The sequence below is a fragment of the Sphingomonas alba genome, from assembly GCF_023516555.1.
Taxonomy (GTDB): Bacteria; Pseudomonadota; Alphaproteobacteria; order Sphingomonadales; family Sphingomonadaceae; genus Sphingomicrobium; species Sphingomicrobium album.
On the sequence record NZ_JAMGBD010000001.1, the window covers coordinates 84,703 to 102,666 of the forward strand.

The 17,964-nt window shown below is 63.9% G+C and carries 19 protein-coding genes; all 19 read left to right on the forward strand.

All coding sequences use genetic code 11. The annotated features are described in order from the left end of the window. The first annotated feature begins 13 nt into the window (after positions 1-13). The 19 genes from LZ536_RS00460 to LZ536_RS00550 all read left to right on the forward strand — a co-directional run bounded on the left by LZ536_RS00460 (position 14) and on the right by LZ536_RS00550 (position 17,964). A complete protein-coding gene (locus LZ536_RS00460) occupies positions 14-1,225 on the forward strand; it encodes an NADH-quinone oxidoreductase subunit D (protein WP_249848512.1) in 1,212 nt (403 codons plus the stop codon). Beyond that, positions 1,222-1,437: a hypothetical protein gene (locus LZ536_RS00465; RefSeq protein WP_249846351.1), complete on the forward strand. Its 216-nt coding sequence runs from the start codon at positions 1,222-1,224 to the stop codon at positions 1,435-1,437. The genes LZ536_RS00460 and LZ536_RS00465 overlap by 4 nt, the downstream gene beginning before the upstream one ends. Continuing rightward, the gene (locus LZ536_RS00470) at positions 1,430-2,095 is read left to right on the forward strand and encodes a complex I 24 kDa subunit family protein (protein ID WP_249846352.1); all 666 of its coding nucleotides are present in this window, start codon (positions 1,430-1,432) and stop codon (positions 2,093-2,095) included. The genes LZ536_RS00465 and LZ536_RS00470 overlap by 8 nt, the downstream gene beginning before the upstream one ends. Continuing rightward, a complete protein-coding gene (locus LZ536_RS00475; protein WP_249846353.1) occupies positions 2,092-2,259 on the forward strand; it encodes a hypothetical protein in 168 nt (55 codons plus the stop codon). The genes LZ536_RS00470 and LZ536_RS00475 overlap by 4 nt, the downstream gene beginning before the upstream one ends. Further along, positions 2,256-2,411 carry a hypothetical protein gene (locus LZ536_RS00480; protein ID WP_249846354.1) on the forward strand — a complete coding sequence of 52 codons (156 nt, stop codon included), beginning with the start codon at positions 2,256-2,258 and terminating at the stop codon, positions 2,409-2,411. The genes LZ536_RS00475 and LZ536_RS00480 overlap by 4 nt, the downstream gene beginning before the upstream one ends. Beyond that, on the forward strand, positions 2,404-3,711 hold the full coding sequence (gene nuoF, locus LZ536_RS00485) for an NADH-quinone oxidoreductase subunit NuoF (protein ID WP_249846355.1): 1,308 nt from the start codon (positions 2,404-2,406) through the stop codon (positions 3,709-3,711). Before LZ536_RS00480 ends, nuoF begins: the two co-directional genes overlap by 8 nt. After that, on the forward strand, positions 3,711-5,714 hold the full coding sequence (nuoG, locus tag LZ536_RS00490; protein ID WP_249846356.1) for an NADH-quinone oxidoreductase subunit NuoG: 2,004 nt from the start codon (positions 3,711-3,713) through the stop codon (positions 5,712-5,714). The genes nuoF and nuoG overlap by 1 nt, the downstream gene beginning before the upstream one ends. Then, positions 5,711-6,763, forward strand: coding sequence for an NADH-quinone oxidoreductase subunit NuoH (gene nuoH, locus LZ536_RS00495; RefSeq protein WP_249846357.1), 1,053 nt, complete (start codon positions 5,711-5,713; stop codon positions 6,761-6,763). Before nuoG ends, nuoH begins: the two co-directional genes overlap by 4 nt. Beyond that, positions 6,760-7,242, forward strand: a complete 483-nt coding sequence (nuoI, locus tag LZ536_RS00500) for an NADH-quinone oxidoreductase subunit NuoI (protein WP_249846358.1) — start codon at positions 6,760-6,762, stop codon at positions 7,240-7,242. Before nuoH ends, nuoI begins: the two co-directional genes overlap by 4 nt. A gap of 14 nt (positions 7,243-7,256) precedes the next feature. Next, on the forward strand, positions 7,257-7,859 hold the full coding sequence (locus LZ536_RS00505) for an NADH-quinone oxidoreductase subunit J (RefSeq protein WP_249846359.1): 603 nt from the start codon (positions 7,257-7,259) through the stop codon (positions 7,857-7,859). Beyond that, on the forward strand, positions 7,856-8,161 hold the full coding sequence (gene nuoK, locus LZ536_RS00510; RefSeq protein ID WP_249846360.1) for an NADH-quinone oxidoreductase subunit NuoK: 306 nt from the start codon (positions 7,856-7,858) through the stop codon (positions 8,159-8,161). The genes LZ536_RS00505 and nuoK overlap by 4 nt, the downstream gene beginning before the upstream one ends. Before the next feature lies 1 nt (position 8,162). Continuing rightward, on the forward strand, positions 8,163-10,217 hold the full coding sequence (gene nuoL, locus LZ536_RS00515; RefSeq protein ID WP_249846361.1) for an NADH-quinone oxidoreductase subunit L: 2,055 nt from the start codon (positions 8,163-8,165) through the stop codon (positions 10,215-10,217). Continuing rightward, positions 10,214-11,749: an NADH-quinone oxidoreductase subunit M gene (locus LZ536_RS00520; RefSeq protein WP_249848513.1), complete on the forward strand. Its 1,536-nt coding sequence runs from the start codon at positions 10,214-10,216 to the stop codon at positions 11,747-11,749. The genes nuoL and LZ536_RS00520 overlap by 4 nt, the downstream gene beginning before the upstream one ends. After that, on the forward strand, positions 11,749-13,179 hold the full coding sequence (gene nuoN, locus LZ536_RS00525) for an NADH-quinone oxidoreductase subunit NuoN (protein ID WP_249846362.1): 1,431 nt from the start codon (positions 11,749-11,751) through the stop codon (positions 13,177-13,179). The genes LZ536_RS00520 and nuoN overlap by 1 nt, the downstream gene beginning before the upstream one ends. 11 nt (positions 13,180-13,190) lie before the next feature. Next, positions 13,191-13,865, forward strand: a complete 675-nt coding sequence (locus LZ536_RS00530) for a biotin--[acetyl-CoA-carboxylase] ligase (RefSeq protein WP_348538830.1) — start codon at positions 13,191-13,193, stop codon at positions 13,863-13,865. A gap of 169 nt (positions 13,866-14,034) precedes the next feature. After that, positions 14,035-14,925 carry an alpha/beta fold hydrolase gene (locus tag LZ536_RS00535; RefSeq protein ID WP_249846363.1) on the forward strand — a complete coding sequence of 297 codons (891 nt, stop codon included), beginning with the start codon at positions 14,035-14,037 and terminating at the stop codon, positions 14,923-14,925. 56 nt (positions 14,926-14,981) lie between these two features. After that, positions 14,982-15,470 carry a carboxymuconolactone decarboxylase family protein gene (locus tag LZ536_RS00540; protein WP_249846364.1) on the forward strand — a complete coding sequence of 163 codons (489 nt, stop codon included), beginning with the start codon at positions 14,982-14,984 and terminating at the stop codon, positions 15,468-15,470. After that, positions 15,463-17,145: an FAD-dependent oxidoreductase gene (locus tag LZ536_RS00545; RefSeq protein ID WP_249846365.1), complete on the forward strand. Its 1,683-nt coding sequence runs from the start codon at positions 15,463-15,465 to the stop codon at positions 17,143-17,145. Before LZ536_RS00540 ends, LZ536_RS00545 begins: the two co-directional genes overlap by 8 nt. A 39-nt stretch (positions 17,146-17,184) precedes the next feature. Then, positions 17,185-17,964: a type III pantothenate kinase gene (locus LZ536_RS00550; RefSeq protein ID WP_249846366.1), complete on the forward strand. Its 780-nt coding sequence runs from the start codon at positions 17,185-17,187 to the stop codon at positions 17,962-17,964.

Sequence of the window (17,964 nt, forward strand, 5' to 3'; positions counted from 1 at the left end):
GACCCTCGATGTCATGGTCGGCGGCGCGCCGGGCGACAAGCCAACCGCTGGCGACCAGACGGTCAGCAACTACACGATCAACTTCGGCCCGCAGCACCCGGCCGCCCACGGCGTGCTGCGCCTGATCATGGAACTGGACGGCGAGATCGTCGAGCGCGTCGACCCGCATGTCGGCCTGCTCCATCGCGGCACCGAAAAGCTGATCGAGTACAAGACCTACGCCCAGGCGCTGCCTTACTTCGACCGGCTCGATTACTGCTCGCCGATGTGCATGGAGCATAGCTACGTGCTCGCGGTCGAAAAGCTGATGGGCCTCGAGGTGCCGATCCGCGCCCAGTACATCCGCACATTGATGGCGGAGCTGACGCGCATCTCCAACCACATGCTGAACCTCGGCAGCCACATCATGGACGTTGGCGCCATGACGCCGAACCTGTGGCTGTTCGAAGTCCGCGAAGACACTCTGGTCTTCTACGAACGCGTGTCCGGCGCCCGCATGCACGCCAATTACTTCCGCGTCGGCGGTGTCCACCAGGACATCCCGGAAAAGGTGCTGGCAGACATGGGCGACTGGCTCGACAACCGCCTGCACCTGGTCGAGGACGCGATCAGCCTCGTCGCCGACAACCGCATCTTCAAGCAGCGCAACGTCGATATCGGCACCGTCACCAGGGAAGACGCCATCGCCTGGGGCTTCTCCGGCCCGATGATCCGCGCCGCGGGCGTGCCGTGGGACATCCGCCGCTCGCAGCCGTACGAAGTCTATGACCGGATGGATTTCGACATCCCGGTCGGCACCAAGGGCGATTGCTACGACCGCTTCATGGTCCGCGTCGAAGAGGTTCGGCAGTCGGCGAAGATCATGCGCCAGTGCCTGAAGGAAATGCCGTCAGGCCCGATCGGCACGCTCGACCGCAAGGTCTTCCCGCCTTCGCGCGGCGAGATGAAGCAGTCGATGGAAGCGCTGATCCACCACTTCAAGCTTTACACCGAGGGCTATCACGTGCCCGCCGGCGAGGTTTACGTCGCGACGGAAAGCCCCAAGGGCGAGTTCGGCGTCTATCTCGTCGCCGACGGCACCAACAAGCCCTACCGCTGCAAGATCCGCCCGACCGCTTTCTCGCATCTGCAGGCCATGGATTTCATGATGAAGGGCCACATGCTGGCCGACACCACCGCCGTCCTCTCCGCCATCGACGTCGTCTTCGGGGAGTGTGATCGGTGAAGGCGATCCTTCGAAGCTTGCCGGATTGGCTCATCGGCATGGCAGCCGGGTTGATGCTCGCCGTCTTCATGTTGCGCGATGCGGGGGTAGACGCGATTGCGGACGATATGCGTGACGGTGGTCTAGTCTTGGTTATTGCGAGTCTGGCATCCCGTTGGCTCGCTTCTAAAGCCACCAAAACTGAATTTGTTAGGGACAGCCAGAATGGCTGAGCGCCTCCTCCATCCCGACACGCCGGAGCTGCGCGAGCGCTGGGGCGGTTTCGCCTGGACCGAGGCGAACGCCAAGGCGGCCGCCGCGGCCATCGCCAAATATCCGGAAGGCCGCCAGCAGTCGGCAGTCATCCCCCTGCTCGACCTCGCCCAGCGCCAGGTTGGCGAAGAGACGGGCACGCAGGGCTGGCTGCCGATTCCGGTGCAGGAATTCATCGCCCGCGAACTGAAGATGCCGCCGGTCGCGGTGACCGAGGTCGCGACTTTCTACACGATGTTCAACCTGGCTCCGGTCGGGAAATTCCACGTCCAGGTGTGCGGCACGACGCCCTGCATGCTGCGCGGTTCGGACGACGTGCTGTCCGCCTGTTACAAGCGCGGCCTCAAGAAGGGCCACACGACCAAGGACGGCCTCTTCACTTTGACCGAGGTCGAGTGCCTCGGCGTCTGCGCCAATGCGCCAATGGTCCAGATCAACGACGACAATTTCGAGGACCTGACCGAGGCGAGCATGGGCGCGATCCTCGACGCGCTGGCCGAGGGCAAACAGCCCAAACCCGGCCCGCAGATCGAGCGCCAGACCAGCGCCCCCGAAGGCGGCCCGACCACGCTCAAGAAAATGGCCGAGCGCAATTACGACTATCGGGGGCAGTGGTGACCAGCATGCAGAGCCATAACCTCGCTCGTCCTGAGCTCGGCCTCTCGGATTGCCCCCAGCAATCCGTTCGTCCTGAGCTTGTCGAAGGGCGCATGCTCGACGGCCGTGCAGCGCGCTTCGACTTCGCTCAGCACGAGCGGATGCTTGGGGAGGCTGCCCGATGAAGGACATCCTCAAAGCCGTCGTGGCGATCATCATCATCCTCATCGCCATCAAGATCATCGGCGCAATCCTCGGCCTGCTGGTCGGCCTCGCAGTTGCCGGGCTCGTTGTCTATGGCGGCGTCAAGCTTCTGGAGGGGCCGCGCAATGGGTAGCGTCACGCCCCTCAGCGACAAGGATCGCATCTTCACCAACGTCTACGGCTATCAGTCGGCAGACCTGAAGGCGGCGCAAGCGCGCGGCGATTGGGACAAGACCGCCGATTTGATGAAGATCGGCCAGGACCAGATCATCGAGATCATCAAGGCGTCCGGGCTTCGCGGCCGCGGCGGCGCCGGTTTCCCGACGGGCCTCAAGTGGAGCTTTATGCCCAGGGAGCCCAAGCCCGGCAAACCAAACTTCCTGGTCATCAACGCCGACGAGTCCGAACCGGGAAGCTGCAAGGATCGCGAGATCCTGCGCCACGACCCGCACAAATTGGTCGAAGGCGCGCTGATCGCCGGTTTCGCCATGCGCGCCCGCGCCGGCTACATTTATGTGCGCGGCGAGTTCATCCGCGAGACTCAGGCGCTCGAGAAAGCGGTCGCCGAGGCCTATTCCGCCGGCCTACTCGGCAAGAACGCGGCCGGTTCCGGCTACGACTTCGACCTCTTCGTCCACCGCGGCGCCGGCGCTTATATCTGCGGCGAAGAGACGGCGATGCTCGAAAGCCTGGAGGGCAAGCAGGGCAAGCCGCGCCTGAAGCCGCCGTTCCCGGCCGGCGCCGGCCTCTATGGCTGCCCGACCACAGTCAACAATGTCGAGAGTATCGCCGTCGTCCCGACCATCCTGCGCCGTGGCGCGGCCTGGTTCGCCGGCTTCGGGCGCGAGAAGAACGAGGGTACCAAGCTCTTCCAGATCAGCGGCCACGTGAACAAGCCGTGCGTCGTTGAAGAGAGCATGTCGATCAGCTTCCGCGAGCTCATCGACATCCACGCCGGCGGCATCCGCGGCGGATGGGACAACCTCCTCGCCGTCATCCCCGGCGGCTCCTCGGTACCGCTGGTTCCGGCGGCGCAAATCATGGACGCGCCGATGGACTTCGACGGCTTGAAGGAGCTCGGCTCCGGCCTCGGCACCGCCGCCGTCATCGTCATGGACAAGTCGACCGACATCGTCCGCGCGATCAGCCGCATTTCGTATTTCTACAAGCACGAGAGCTGCGGCCAGTGCACGCCGTGCCGCGAAGGCACCGGCTGGATGTGGCGCACCATGGAGCGCCTCCGCGAAGGCGATGCGACGTCCGCGACGATCGATCGCCTGCTCGACGTTACCAAGCAAGTCGAAGGCCACACGATCTGCGCATTGGGCGACGCCGCCGCCTGGCCGATCCAGGGCCTGATCCGCCACTTCCGCCCCGAACTCGAGCGCCGCATCGCGGAGCGTGGCAATGAAACTCTCGAGGCAGCCGAATAATGCCTAAAGTCACCGTCGACGGCGTCGAGATCGAGGTCCCGCAGGGCGCGACCGTCCTCCAGGCTTGCGAACTGGCGGGGAAGGAAATCCCGCGCTTCTGCTACCACGAGCGGCTGAGCATCGCCGGCAATTGCCGCATGTGCCTGGTCGAGGTCGCGCCGGGGCCGCCCAAGCCGCAGGCGAGCTGCGCGCTGCCGGCCGCCGACGGCCAGACGATCAAGACCGACACGGCCATGGTCAAGAAGGCACGCGAAGGGGTGATGGAGTTCCTGCTCATCAACCACCCGCTCGATTGCCCGATCTGCGACCAGGGCGGCGAGTGCGACCTGCAGGACCAGGCCATGGCCTATGGCCGCAGCTATTCCCGCTACGACGAGAACAAGCGCGCGGTCGAAGACAAATATATGGGCCCGGTCATCAAGACCTCGATGACCCGCTGCATCCAGTGCACGCGCTGCATCCGCTTCGCCGACGAAGTCGCCGGCACGCCGGAAATCGGCATGCTGTACCGTGGCGAGGACAGCCAGATCACGAGCTACCTGGAGCGCGCTTTGACCAGCGAGCTTTCGGGCAACCTCGCCGACATCTGCCCGGTCGGCGCCTTGCTGCAGCGGCCGCAGAGCTTCGAGAGCCGCCCATGGGAGCTCCGCAAGGTGCCCGCGATCGACGTCATGGATGCGGTCGGTTCCAACATCCGTCTCGACGTTCGCCAGCGCCAGGTGATGCGCATCCTGCCGCGCACCAATGACGCGGTGAACGAGGAGTGGATCCACGACAAGACTCGGCACCACGTCGACGCGCTCGTCCGTAACCGGCTCGACCGGCCGTGGATTCGCGAGAATGGCAAGCTCCGCGCCGCCACCTGGAACGAGGCGCTGGAAGCCTTTGCCAAGCAATTGAAATCGGCGGGCAAGAAGGTCGCGGCCATCGCCGGCGACCTGCTCGACGCCGAGACCATGTATGCGGCCAAGAAGCTGCTGGCGGGGCAGGGGTCTAAATTGCTCGAAGGTCGCCAGACCGGCCTCGACTATGACGTCTCCAGCCTGTCGGCATTGCGCTTCAACACGCCGATCGCCGACCTGGAAAATGCCGATGCGATCCTGCTGGTGGGCTCCAACCCGCGCTGGGAAGCGCCGCTGGTCAACACGCGCCTCCGCAAGGCGGCGCGCAAGGGCGCCAAGGTCTTCGCCATCGGCCCGGTCGCCGACCTCGCCTTCCCGGTCACCTGGCTCGGCGACGATCTGAAGCTGATCGGCAAACTGCCGAAGGAGGCCGCCGACGCCATCGCCAAGGCCGAGCGGCCGGTGATGATCGTCGGCCCCGGCGCCCTGGGCAAAGGGGCACTCGGGGCGGCGCTGAAGGCCTCAGGTCCGTTCATCAAGACCGGGTGGAACGGCTTCAATACGCTGCATATTTCGGCGGCGCGCATGGCTGGCCTGATCCTCGGCTACGCCCAGAAGGGCGGCATCGCCGATATCGAGGCCGCCAAGCCCGAGCTCGTCCTGCTGCTCGGTGCCGATGAGGTTCCGGACGGCAAGTTCGACAAGGCTTTCAAAGTCTATGTCGGCCACCATGGCGACAAGGGCGCCAAGCAGGCCGATCTCGTCCTCCCGGCCGCCGCCTGGAGCGAGAAGCACGGCACCTACGTCAATATCGAGGGCCGGGTGCAGCGCGGCGAGCGCGCCACCTTCCCGCCGGGCGACGCCCGCGAGGACTGGACGATCTTCCGCGCCGTTTCCGACCTCACCGGCAAGCCGCTGCCGTTCGACCGCTTTGACCAGTTGCGCGCCGCGATGGTCGCCGATCATCCCGAACTGGGCACCGACGGCGTCATCGACTGGAAGTGGAGCGCCCCGAAGCTCGACGCCAAGGCGGAAGGTCCGGTCGGTTACGCGATCAAGGACTTCTACCTGACCAACGCCATCTGCCGCGCCAGCCCGACCATGCAGCGTTGCTCTGAAGAGCTGGTGCACGGTCAGTCATTCCTGGAGGCCGCCGAATGACGGCGCTCTTCCAGTCCTGGGGCGCAACTCACGAATGGGCGTGGTTCTTCTCCATGCTCATTGGCATCCTCGTCATCGCTTTGCCGCTGATGCTGGCGGTGGCGATGATCATCTATGCCGACCGCAAGATCTGGGCAGCCATCGCGTTGCGTCGCGGCCCCAATGTCGTCGGGCCGTGGGGTTTGCTGCAAAGCTTCGCCGACGGCCTGAAGGTCTTCCTCAAGGAAACCATCATCCCGAGCAGCGCCAACAAGGCGATGTTCCTGATCGCACCGATCATCACTTTCACGGTGGCGCTGATCGTCTGGGCGGTGGTGCCGTTCGACATCGGCGTCGTCCTCGCCGACATCAACGTCGGCATGCTCTATGTCCTCGCGGCGTCGTCGCTCGGCGTTTACGGCGTCATCCTCGCCGGCTGGTCGTCCAACTCCAAATACCCGTTCTTCGCTGCCATTCGCGCGGCCGCGCAGATGGTCAGTTACGAAGTCTCAATCGGCTTCGTCCTGATCTGCGTCGTTCTCTACGCCAACAGCTTCAACCTGACCGACATCGTCATGGCCCAGAAGGGCAATGTCCTCGGCATTTTCAGCGGCTACGGGTTCAACCCCCTGCTGTTCCCGATGGCGGTGGTCTTCTTCATCAGCTCGATGGCCGAAACCTTCCGCACGCCGTTCGACCTGGTCGAGGCGGAGAGCGAGCTCGTCGCCGGCCACCAGACCGAATATTCGTCGATGAGCTTCGCGCTCTTCTGGCTCGGCGAATATGGCAACGTCATCCTGATGTGCGCGCTGAACGCCATCCTCTTCTGGGGCGGGTTCCTGCCGCCACTCGACATCGGCTTCCTCTACTGGATCCCGGGCATCCTCTGGCTGTTCCTCAAGATGGGCTTCTTCTTCTTCTGCTTCAGCTGGGTGAAGGCGACCGTACCGAGGTACCGCTACGACCAGCTGATGCGGCTCGGCTGGAAGATCTTCCTGCCGCTCAGCCTGCTGTTCGTTGTCCTCATCTCGGGCTGGCTGATGTTCTGGCGCTATGGAGCCGCCGCATGATCGCGCGCACAATCAAGGCCTTCACCCTGTGGGAATTCGTCAAGGCGCATGCGCTGACCTTGAAGTATTTCTTCAAGCCCAAGGCGACCATCAATTACCCGTTCGAGAAGGCGCCGACCTCGCCCCGCTTCCGCGGTGAGCATGCGCTCCGCCGTTATCCGAACGGTGAAGAGCGCTGCATCGCCTGCAAGCTGTGCGAAGCCATCTGCCCGGCGCAGGCCATCACCATCGAGGCGGAGCCGCGCGAGGACGGGTCGCGCCGCACCACGCGCTACGACATCGACATGGTGAAGTGCATCTATTGCGGCCTGTGCCAGGAAGCCTGCCCGGTCGACGCCATCGTCGAAGGGCCGAACCTGGAATTCGCGACCGAAACGCGGGAGGAATTGCTCTACGACAAGGCGAAACTGCTGGCCAACGGCGACCGCTGGGAACAGGCAATTGCCGCTTCCCTTGCCGCCGATGCGGCGTATCGCTAGGCGCCCCGCATCCCATGATCGCAGTCATCTCCTTCTACCTCTTCGCGGCCATGACCATCGCCTCGGCGGTGCTCGTCATTTTCGCCCGCAACCCGGTGCACAGCGTGCTCTGGCTGATCGTGTCCTTCTTCAGCGCGTCGGGCCTGATGTTGATGACGGGGGCGGAGTTCATCGCCCTGCTTTTGGTCATCGTCTATGTCGGCGCGGTCGCAGTGCTGTTCCTGTTCGTCGTCATGATGCTCGACATCGACTTCGCCCAGCTGCGCTCCGGCTTCACCAGGAACCTGCCGTTCGGCCTCTTGATCGCGCTGGTATTGCTGGCGGAGATCATCGTCGCCGCCAATGCGCGCGGCGCTGGCTCGATCATCGCCGACAAGCCGCCCGAAGCCGCCCAGCCGAACATCGTCGCGCTCGGCGAGGCGATGTACAGCCGCTTCCTGTTCCCGTTCGAAATCGCCGGCCTGATCCTGCTCGTCGCGATGATCGGCGCCATCGTCCTGACGCACCGCAGCCGCGGTGACGTTCGCGGCCAGAAGATTTCGAAGCAGGTCGACCGCCGCCCGCAGGATGCCATCCAGAACAAGCAGCCGGCCGTGGGGCAGGGGGTGAAGCTGTGATCGGCCTCGACCATTACCTGACCGTGGCGGCGATCCTGTTCACGATCGGCGTGCTCGGCATCTTCCTCAATCGCCGCAATATCATCCTGATGCTGATGGCGATCGAGCTGATCCTGCTCGCCGTGAACATCAACCTCGTCGCGTTCAGCGCCTTCCTCGGTGATCTGACCGGCCAGGTCTTCGCCATGTTCGTCCTGACCGTCGCCGCCGCAGAAGCGGCCATCGGCCTCGCGATCCTCGTCATTTTCTTCCGCCGCCGCGGCTCGATCGCGGTTGACGACGCCGACCGGATGAGAGGCTGACATGCAACTCCAGCTCCAGCTCATCGTCTTCCTGCCCTTGCTGGCGGCGATCATCGCGGGCCTCGGTGGGCGTGTCATCGGCCAGACTGCTTCAAAGGTCGTCACGACGGGCGCGCTGATGATCGGGGCGGTCCTATCCTGGCCGATCTTCATCCAGTTCCTCGGCGCGCATGCCCAGCCGCAGGTCGTCGACGTCCTTAAGTTCATCCAGTCAGGCGATCTCGATGTGAACTGGGCGCTGCGCGTCGACGCGTTGACGGCCGTAATGTTGGTCGTGGTGACGACCGTCTCGTCGCTCGTCCACCTCTACAGCTGGGGCTATATGTCCGAAGACCCCAGCCAGCCGCGCTTCTTCGCTTACTTGTCGCTGTTCAGCTTCGCGATGTTGATGCTGGTGACCGCCGACAGCTTGGTGCAGATGTTCTTCGGCTGGGAAGGCGTCGGCCTCGCCTCCTACCTGCTCATCGGCTTCTGGTACCATAAGCCCTCGGCCAATGCGGCGGCGCTGAAGGCGTTCGTCGTCAACCGCGTCGGCGATTTCGGCTTCAGCCTCGGCATCTTCGGCACGTTCCTGGTGTTCGGTACCGTCTCGATCCCGGCAATCCTGGCCGCCGCGCCCGGCATGGCCGGATCGACCATCGGTTTTGCCGGCATGCGGGTCGACACCATGACCCTGCTTTGCTTGCTGCTGTTCGTCGGCGCCTGCGGCAAGTCGGCCCAACTCGGCCTCCACACCTGGCTTCCGGACGCGATGGAAGGCCCGACCCCGGTTAGCGCGCTCATCCATGCCGCAACCATGGTCACCGCCGGCGTCTTCATGGTGTGCCGCCTGTCGCCGATGTTCGAGACTAGCCACACGGCGATGACCGTCGTCACCTATGTCGGCGCGGCGACCTGCTTGTTCGCGGCAACCGTCGGAACGGTGCAGAACGACATCAAGCGGGTCATCGCTTATTCGACCTGCTCGCAGCTCGGCTACATGTTCTTCGCCGCGGGCGTCGGCGCTTACGGCGCGGCCATGTTCCACCTCTTCACGCACGCCTTCTTCAAGGCCCTGCTGTTCCTCGGCGCAGGCTCGGTCATCCATGCCATGCACCATGAGCAGGACATGCGGTTCTACGGCGCGCTAAGGAAGGAAATCCCGATCACCTTCTGGGCGATGGTCGCGGGCACGCTGGCAATCACCGGGGTCGGCATTTTCGGGATCGGTTTCGCCGGCTTCTGGTCGAAGGACGCGATCCTCGAATCCAGTTTCGCCAGCGGTTCGGTTCACGGCACCGTCGCCTTCTACCTCGGCGCGTTCGCCGCGCTGCTGACCAGCTTCTACAGCTGGCGGCTCATCTTCCTGACCTTTTTCGGCAAGCCGCGCTGGGCGGGCAGCGAGCATATCCAGCACGCGGTCCACCACGTTCATGAAGAGCAGAGCGAGATGGCGTCCGACCACGACAGCGCCCACGATCACGAGGTGCACGCCAAGACCGGCACTGCCGGCTATCACCCGCACGAAAGCCCGTGGACGATCCTCGTGCCTTTGGTCCTGCTGTCACTCGGTGCGGTATTCGCCGGCCAGATCTTCCACGAATATTTCGTCGGTGCTGAAGGCGGTGAGGGCTTCTGGCGCGGCAGCGTCGCGTTCAGCGAGCATCTCGCCCATGCCAGCCACGAAGTTCCCTTCTGGGTGACTTACACGCCGCTGGCCGTGATGCTGATCGGCCTCGCCATCGCCTACCGCAACTACATCGCCAAGCCCGATGCGCCGGCGGCCTTCGTCGCGCAATTCCCGAGCCTGCACCGGTTCTTGATCCACAAATGGTATTTCGACGAGCTCTATGACGCCATCTTCGTCCGTCCGGCCATGTGGCTCGGCAATCTTCTCTGGAAGAAGGGCGACGAGGGAACGATCGACCGCTTCGGCCCGCACGGCGCGGCCGTGGCCGTCGGTGTCGGCAACAAGCTCACGACCCGCCTGCAGTCGGGCTATGTCTACAGCTACGCGTTGGTCATGTTGCTCGGCCTGATCGGCGCGGCGAGCTGGGTCTTCTGGTGGGTGCGTTGATGGGCCTGCCGATCCTGACCATTTTGATCGCGGTGCCGCTGATCGCCGGCGCGCTCTGCCTGTTCGTCAACGCGAGCAGCGCGCGCTGGATCGCACTCATCGCCACCCTGATCGACCTCGCCATAGGCATCTACCTCTGGACGGCTTTCGATCCGTCAGGTGCGCAATGGCAATTCACCGAGCTTGTGAAGTTCGGCGCCGGCGGCATCACTCCGTCATGGGCTCTGGGCATCGACGGCATCGCCTTGATGCTGATCATCCTGTCGGTCTTCCTGATGCCGATCTGCATCGGCGCCAGCTGGGTCGCGATCGAGAAGCGGGTGCCCGAATATATGGCCGCCTTCCTGCTGATGGAGGCGCTGATGCTCGGCGTCTTCTGTGCGCAGGACCTGATGCTGTTCTACATCTTCTTCGAGGGCGGCCTCATCCCGATGTTCCTGATCATTGGCATCTGGGGCGGCGCGGAGCGGATCAAGGCCAGCTACAAGTTCTTCCTCTACACCTTCTTCGGCTCGGTGCTGATGCTGATCGCCATGATCTACATGGTCAGCACGGCGGGGACGACCTCGATCCCGAAGCTGATGGCCTACGACTTCCCGTTCGACGCGCAGAAATGGCTATGGCTCGCCTTCTTCGCCAGCTTCGCGGTGAAGATGCCGATGTGGCCGGTCCACACCTGGCTTCCCGATGCGCACGTCCAGGCGCCGACCGCGGGCTCGGTCATCCTGGCCGGCGTGTTGCTGAAGATGGGCGGCTACGGCTTCATCCGCTTCTCGCTGCCGATGTTCCCTGAAGCGTCCGAATATTACATCCCGCTCGTCTTCATCCTGAGCGGTGTCGCGGTGGTCTACACCTCGCTCGTCGCTTTGGCGCAGCGCGACATGAAGAAGCTGATAGCTTACTCGTCCGTCGCGCACATGGCATTCGTGACCTTCGGCCTGTTCGCCTTCAACCGGCAGGGCCTCGAAGGCGCGATGATGGTCATGCTCGGCCACGGCCTTGTGTCGGGCGCGCTCTTCCTCTGCGTCGGCGTCATCTACGACCGCCTGCACACCCGCGAGATCGCGCGCTACGGCGGCCTTTCCGACAATATGCCGGCCTATGCCTTGCTGTTCATGGTTTTCACCATGGCCAGCGTCGGCCTGCCGGGCACCAGCAATTTCGTCGGCGAGTTCCTGGCGTTGGTCGGCACCTACAAGGTGTCGAGCTGGGCGGCGATCGTCGCCACTACCGGCATCATCCTTGGCGCCGCCTACATGCTCTACCTCTACTGGCGCATTTGCTACGGCAAGCTGGTTCACGCCGACGCGGCCGCGATGCCCGACCTCAGCGCCCGCGAATGGTGGTTGCTCGGTCCGATTGCGGCATCCGTCTTCTGGATGGGCATCTATCCAGAGAGCTTTCTGAAGCCGATGCGCGCCGACATCGGCCGCCTGCTGGAACGCGTCGAGCGCGCTACGCCGCCAGGCGATGCGCTGCTCACCGCCGGCAAGCCAGCGGCCGCAACCGCGCATGAAGGGGCGGCGCACTAATGAACCTGGCTGCCATCCTTCCCGAACTGATCCTGACCGTCAGCGCCATTGTGCTGATGATGGTTGCGGCGCTCGGCCGCCGCATGACCCCTGTCACGACCTGGGCTTCGGTCGCGGCCCTGATCGCGGCCTGTTTCGCGCTGCTCGGACAGCCGCAGAGTGCCGGCGCCTTGTTCGGCGGCCTGATCGTCGCCGACGGCTTCGGCGCCTTCGGCAAACTCATCTGCTTCGTGTCCGCGGCGGTGGCCATCGTTGCCGCCCATGGCTGGTTTGAGCGCGGCTCCGAGCACGGCGCCGAATATCCAGTGCTCATCCTCTTTGCCTCGGTCGGCATGGCGGTGATGGTCTCCTCGACGAGCCTGATGACGCTCTATGTCGGCCTCGAACTGTCGAGCCTCGCCAGCTACGTCCTCGCCTCCTACCGCCGCACGGACGAGCGCTCGGCGGAAGCGGGCCTCAAATATTTCGTTCTCGGCGCTCTGGCCTCCGGCATCCTGCTTTACGGCATTTCACTGCTTTACGGCTTCACCGGCACGACCGGGTTCGCCGGTGTCGCCGCAGCATTCGCGCGCGATGCGACGCCGTCGATCGGGCTCCTCTTCGGCCTGGTGTTCACGCTCGCGGGCCTTGCCTTCAAGATCAGCGCAGTGCCTTTCCACATGTGGACTCCGGACGTCTACGAAGGCGCACCGACGCCGGTCACCGCCTTTTTCGCGTCGGCGCCGAAGGCAGCGGCAGTCTTGCTCTCTACCCGCGTCTGCCTGGAAGCCATGGCTCCGGCGACGGATGCCTGGCGCCAGATCGTCATCTTCGCGGCTTTGGCTTCGATCTTCCTCGGCGCCATCGCGGCTTACGGCCAGACCAACATCAAGCGGCTGCTGGCTTACTCGTCGATCAACAATGTCGGCTTCGCGCTGATCGGCCTCGCCGCCGGAACTGCGACCGGTGCTTCGGCCATCCTGTTCTACATGGCGATCTATGTCGTCATGACGCTCGGAGCGTTCCTCTGCGTTCTGCGCATGCGCACCGCTGATGGTCAGCCCGTCGAAACGCTCGCCTCACTGTCCGGCCTATCGCAGACCCGCCCGGCTCTCGCCTGGGCGATCGCCTTCTTCATGTTCAGCTTGGCCGGCATCCCGCCCTTCTTCGGCTTCTGGCCGAAGCTGCTGGTTTTCTGGGCAGCGGTTGGCGCCGGCTACTACCCGCTGGCGGTCGTCGGCATCCTCGGTGCCGTGATCGGCGCTTATTATTACCTGAAGATCGTCAAGATCATGTTCTTCGACGCGCCGGCTGAACCCTATGGCAAGGTTCGTGCCCCGCTCGAAACCGCCCTGATCTTCCTGTCGGCGCTGGTCATCAGCCCCGTCGGCTATTTCCTGATCGGTCCGCTTGGCCGCCTGGCCGACAACGCCGCTGGAAGCCTCTTCTGAGCCGCATCCGCATTGTCGAGCGGACTGGCTCGACCAATTCCGACCTGCTGGCCGACATCGGTGCCATCGAGGGCGACTGGCTGGTCGCACTTGCGCAGGATGCGGGGAAGGGCCGGCAGGGGCGGGAGTGGCAGTCGCTCGAAGGCAATTTCTTCGGCTCGACACTGATCCGACTGCGCAGTTCAGATCCTCCAGCGCCGTCGCTGGCATTGGCCGCCGGCCTCGCCCTGATCGAAGCCGTCGACACTGCAGCAGAGGGTCGCGATCTCGCGCTTAAGTGGCCGAACGACCTCATGTCTCGCGACGCAAAGCTGGCGGGCATCTTGCTCGAGCGATCCGGCGAGCGCGTCGTCGCCGGTTTCGGAGTCAATCTCGCGATGGCACCGCAGATCGAGGGCAGGGCGACGGCCGACCTTGGCGGAGCAGTCGCGCCGAAAGCCTTTGCGCCGCTTCTCGCAGCCAGCTTCGCCCGAATGCTCGACGCCTGGCGCTCAGCCGAACCCGATGCATTCGCCCGCGCCTGGCTCGCCCGAGCCCATCCACTCGGAACGCCGCTAAAGGTGCATTTGAATGGCGACGCTTATGTGTCGGGCACGTTCGCGGGCATCGAGCCGGATGGCGCGCTCCGCCTTGACGTCGGTGGCGAAATCCAGCTCATTCGGGCCGGCGACGTGCATTTGCGTTGAGCCGTTGAGTCGGCGTCTCGCCGCCGTCACGGACTGTTGGTAAGGCCCGTCTCGTTTCGCGACCGAGTCGATGCATTTCGGGCGAGGAAGTACGGCTCGCCCTTCGGCGCCTTCATGAGACCGCAGCGCCGGTCCTGCTGGCCGGCACCCCCGCATGCGGAGCAGAGCCATGCCCTTCATCACTGCAAGAGACGGAGCCCAGATCTTCTACAAGGATTGGGGCCCCAAGGATGCGCAACCGATCCATTTTCATCACGGCTGGCCGCTCAGCGCCGACGATTGGGATGCACAGATGCTGTTCTTCCTCGGTAAGGGTTTCCGTGTCGTCGCCCATGATCGCCGCGGTCACGGCCGCTCCGAGCAGACCCCCGCGGGCAACGAAATGGACACCTATGCGTCCGACGTTGAAGATCTGGTCGCTGCTCTCGACCTCAAGAATGCTATCCATGTCGGTCACTCGACTGGTGGCGGCGAGGTCGCCCACTACACCGCTCGGGCTGAACCGGGCAGGGTCGCCAAGGCCGTCCTGCTCGATGCCGTCCCACCAGTAATGGTGAAGAAGGAGTCAAACCCCGGCGGAACGCCGATCGAAGTGTTCGACGGTTTCCGCGCGGCGCTGGCCGCCAATCGCGCGCAATTCTACCTCGATATCCCGACGGGGCCGTTCTACGGCTTCAACCGGCCGGGAGCGAAGGTTAGCCAAGGCCTCATCGACAATTGGTGGCGCCAGGGCATGATGGGCAGCGCGTTGGCGGGTTATGAGTGCATCAAGGCCTTCTCGGAAACCGACTTCACTGAGGATTTGAAGTCGATCGAGCAACCGGTGCTCGTAATCCACAGCGAGGACGACCAGATCGTCCCCTATGCGGATTCCGGGCCGCTTTCAGCCAAGCTGCTGAAGAATGGCACGCTCAAGACCTACAAGGATCTTCCGCACGGGTGCCACGGGACGCATCCGGACCTCATCAACACGGATATTCTCAATTTCATCCGCGGCGAGTTCCAGCCGGACGAGCAGAAGGTGGAAGTCCAGATCCTGGAGACGACCGTTCAAGCGTAAGCGGGATGGCCGGGTCGCCTCGAGGCGGCCCGGCATCCTCGACCGGGGAGATTGAAATGCCTGGCAAGCCCAGAATGAACGTCGCGGCGGTGGCGCCGGAAGTCTATCGCCACCTGATGCAGCTCGAAGAGCTGGTCGCCGCCAAGCTAGACCCGAAGCTTCTCCATCTCCTCAAGCTCAGGGCATCGCAGATTAACGGCTGTGCCTATTGCATAGGCATGCACACGGACGAGGCCTTGCGTGACGGCGAAACGACGGAGCGGCTGACGCTGCTCGACGCGTGGCCGGAGTCCTCGCGCTACACTGAGAAGGAGCGTGCGGCCCTGGCATGGATCGAGGAAGTCACCTTGATCGCCGATACCGGCGCGTCGGACGAGGCCTTTGATGGGCTGAAGCCCCATTTCAATGAAGACGAGATCGTCTGGCTCACGACGGCAGGGACGCTGATCAACGCGTGGAACCGCATCGCCATCTCGTCCCGCATCGAATATCAATCGCCACACCGTGCACGTGCGCAACCAGTTCCCGAGGTGACCATTGGGTGACATCCCGCAAGCGTCTGTTCTGGACACTCGTTCCGACCAGATGTTCCCGAAGCTGACGGCGGAAGAGATTGATCGCCTCTGTCGTTTCGGTCAGCTCAAATCGTACAAGGCGGGCGACGCGATTGTGCGGGTCGGCGAGACGGGTCCAGGCCTTGCCCTCGTCCTCAGCGGTGAGATCGAAGCAACTCAGCGCGACCAGGCAGGTCACACGCGAGTGATCGTAACGCACAAGCGCGGCAATTTCATGGGCGAGCTCGCCCAGCTGTCCGGGCGGCCATATTTAGTCGACGAAATCGCCGTCACCGATGCCGAGATCATGGCAATCGCGCCCGATCGCCTACGCGCTTTGCTGATTGCTGAAGCCTCGCTGGGCGAGCGCATCATGCGCGCGCTGATCCTCCGCCGCGTCGGCCTGCTCGAAACCGGCGCGGGGCCGATCGTCATTGGCGAGGAAGGCGATGCAGATGTCCTCCGCCTCACGAATTTCCTGCGCCGAAATGGTCATCCGCACCAAAGGCTCGACCCGGTAGACGATCAATGCGGACGGACGCTGATACAGCGCTTCTCGATTGCCCCGGAGGAGCTACCGATCGTGTTGTGCACGAACGGCAAGATCCTCCGCAATCCAAGCGAGGGCCAACTCGCCCGCTGCGTCGGCCTGCTCAACCAGCTGGATGAGACACGCCTATTCGATGTCGTCATCATCGGGTCCGGCCCTGCGGGCCTCGCGACCGCAGTCTATGCGGCTTCCGAGGGACTGTCCGTGCTCATGCTCGATTGCCGCTCCTTCGGCGGCCAGGCGGGGGCATCGGCACGGATCGAGAATTACCTTGGTTTCCCGACCGGCATTTCCGGCATCGCGCTCATGGCCCGTGCTTTCAACCAGGCGCAGAAGTTCGGTGTCGAGGTGGCAATTCCCGACGAAGCGGTGAAGCTCGAATGCGGCAATGACCCGTGCCGCATCGATCTTGCCACGGGTGAGCGCATCCAGGCTCGGTCGATCGTGATTGCTACCGGCGCGCGATACCGCCGGCTGGAGGTCGAAGGTCTTGAGGATTTCGAGGGCGCCTCGGTCCATTATTGGGCGTCGCCGCTCGAAGCGGACCTCTGCAAGAACGAGGATGTCGGCCTCGTCGGCGGCGGCAATTCCGCTGGGCAAGCGTGCGTCTATCTTGCGGAGCATGCCCGGAGCGTGACGCTCATCGCCCGCCGCCCTTTGCGCGACACCATGTCGCAATATCTGGTCGAGCGGATCGAAGGCCTATCCAACGTGACCATCGTCATCGGCGCGGAAGTCGCTGAGTTGAAGGGTGAGCAGGGCGCGCTCCAGGCCGTGCTCCTCCGCGATCGCAAGACCGGCGAGGTGAATTGGCACGAGATGCGGCGCCTGTTCTCCTTCATCGGCGCCGAACCCAACACCGACTGGCTGGCGGCATCGGGCCTCAAGCTGGACAACCGTGGCTTCCTGCTTGCGGGAGAGGAGGGCCGCTTCCCGCTCGAAACAAGCCGCGATGGCGTCTTCGCGGTCGGCGACGTTCGCTCTGGCTCGGTCAAAAGGGTCGCCGCGGCCGTGGGTGACGGAGCGCAATGCGTCGCGGCCATTCATGCCTATCTCGGTAAGCAGCGAGAGGCTGAAGCCGGCCAAAAGGCAGAGTTGGTCGTTACGGCAGTCTGACGGCTTTTCGGGTTCGCACTTCTCGCCTAAGGCCGCTCCATGCTTCTCGCTATCGATGCCGGCAATACCAACGTCGTCTTCGCGCTCGTCGACGACGGGGAGATCCGCGCCCGCTGGCGGATCGCCACCGACCCGCGCCGGACTGCGGATGAATATGTCGTTTGGCTCAAGGAACTGTTGGAGCTTGAAGGCCTAGGCCGTGAGGCCGTGACCGCTGTAATTATCGGCACGGTCGTCCCCCGGGCGCTTCACAACCTGTCGGTGCTCGCGACCAAATATTTCGGCGTCGAGCCGCTGGTGGCTGGGCAGGGGAAGGCCGAATGGCCGATCGCGCTCGACGTTGACGAGCCGCAGAATGTCGGCGCCGACCGGGCGCTCAACGCCATTGCCGGGCACGCCAATCACAAGGGCGACCTGATCCTCATCGATTTCGGGACGGCGACCACCTTCGACGTCGTCGACTTCTCCGGCGCCTACAAAGGCGGGATCATCGCTCCTGGTCTCAACCTTTCCCTGGACGCGCTCGTCGGTGCCGCTGCCAAGCTGCCTCGCATCGCCATCGAAGCGCCGGAGGATATCAGTGTCATCGGCCGCACGACGACCAGCCAGATGCTGACGGGCGTCTATTGGGGCTATGTTGCAATGATCGAGGGGCTGGTTGCGCGCCTGAAAGCCGAAATTGGCCGGCCAGTCACGGTGATCGCCACCGGCGGCCTCGCATCTCTGTTCGAACGGCACGGCAAATTGTTCGATGCAGTGGAACCCGATTTGACGATCCAGGGGTTGAGCTTGCTGTACAAACAGGTGGCGGCGCACTGA

Coding starts and splice junctions, on each gene's coding strand:
- LZ536_RS00460 (WP_249848512.1), top strand. CDS start 14: ATGGTCGGCGGCGCGCCGGGCGACAAGCCAACCGCTGGCGACCAGACG.
- LZ536_RS00470 (WP_249846352.1), top strand. CDS start 1,430: ATGGCTGAGCGCCTCCTCCATCCCGACACGCCGGAGCTGCGCGAGCGC.
- LZ536_RS00480 (WP_249846354.1), top strand. CDS start 2,256: ATGAAGGACATCCTCAAAGCCGTCGTGGCGATCATCATCATCCTCATC.
- nuoF (WP_249846355.1), top strand. CDS start 2,404: ATGGGTAGCGTCACGCCCCTCAGCGACAAGGATCGCATCTTCACCAAC.
- nuoG (WP_249846356.1), top strand. CDS start 3,711: ATGCCTAAAGTCACCGTCGACGGCGTCGAGATCGAGGTCCCGCAGGGC.
- nuoH (WP_249846357.1), top strand. CDS start 5,711: ATGACGGCGCTCTTCCAGTCCTGGGGCGCAACTCACGAATGGGCGTGG.
- nuoI (WP_249846358.1), top strand. CDS start 6,760: ATGATCGCGCGCACAATCAAGGCCTTCACCCTGTGGGAATTCGTCAAG.
- LZ536_RS00505 (WP_249846359.1), top strand. CDS start 7,257: ATGATCGCAGTCATCTCCTTCTACCTCTTCGCGGCCATGACCATCGCC.
- nuoL (WP_249846361.1), top strand. CDS start 8,163: ATGCAACTCCAGCTCCAGCTCATCGTCTTCCTGCCCTTGCTGGCGGCG.
- nuoN (WP_249846362.1), top strand. CDS start 11,749: ATGAACCTGGCTGCCATCCTTCCCGAACTGATCCTGACCGTCAGCGCC.
- LZ536_RS00535 (WP_249846363.1), top strand. CDS start 14,035: ATGCCCTTCATCACTGCAAGAGACGGAGCCCAGATCTTCTACAAGGAT.
- LZ536_RS00540 (WP_249846364.1), top strand. CDS start 14,982: ATGCCTGGCAAGCCCAGAATGAACGTCGCGGCGGTGGCGCCGGAAGTC.
- LZ536_RS00550 (WP_249846366.1), top strand. CDS start 17,185: ATGCTTCTCGCTATCGATGCCGGCAATACCAACGTCGTCTTCGCGCTC.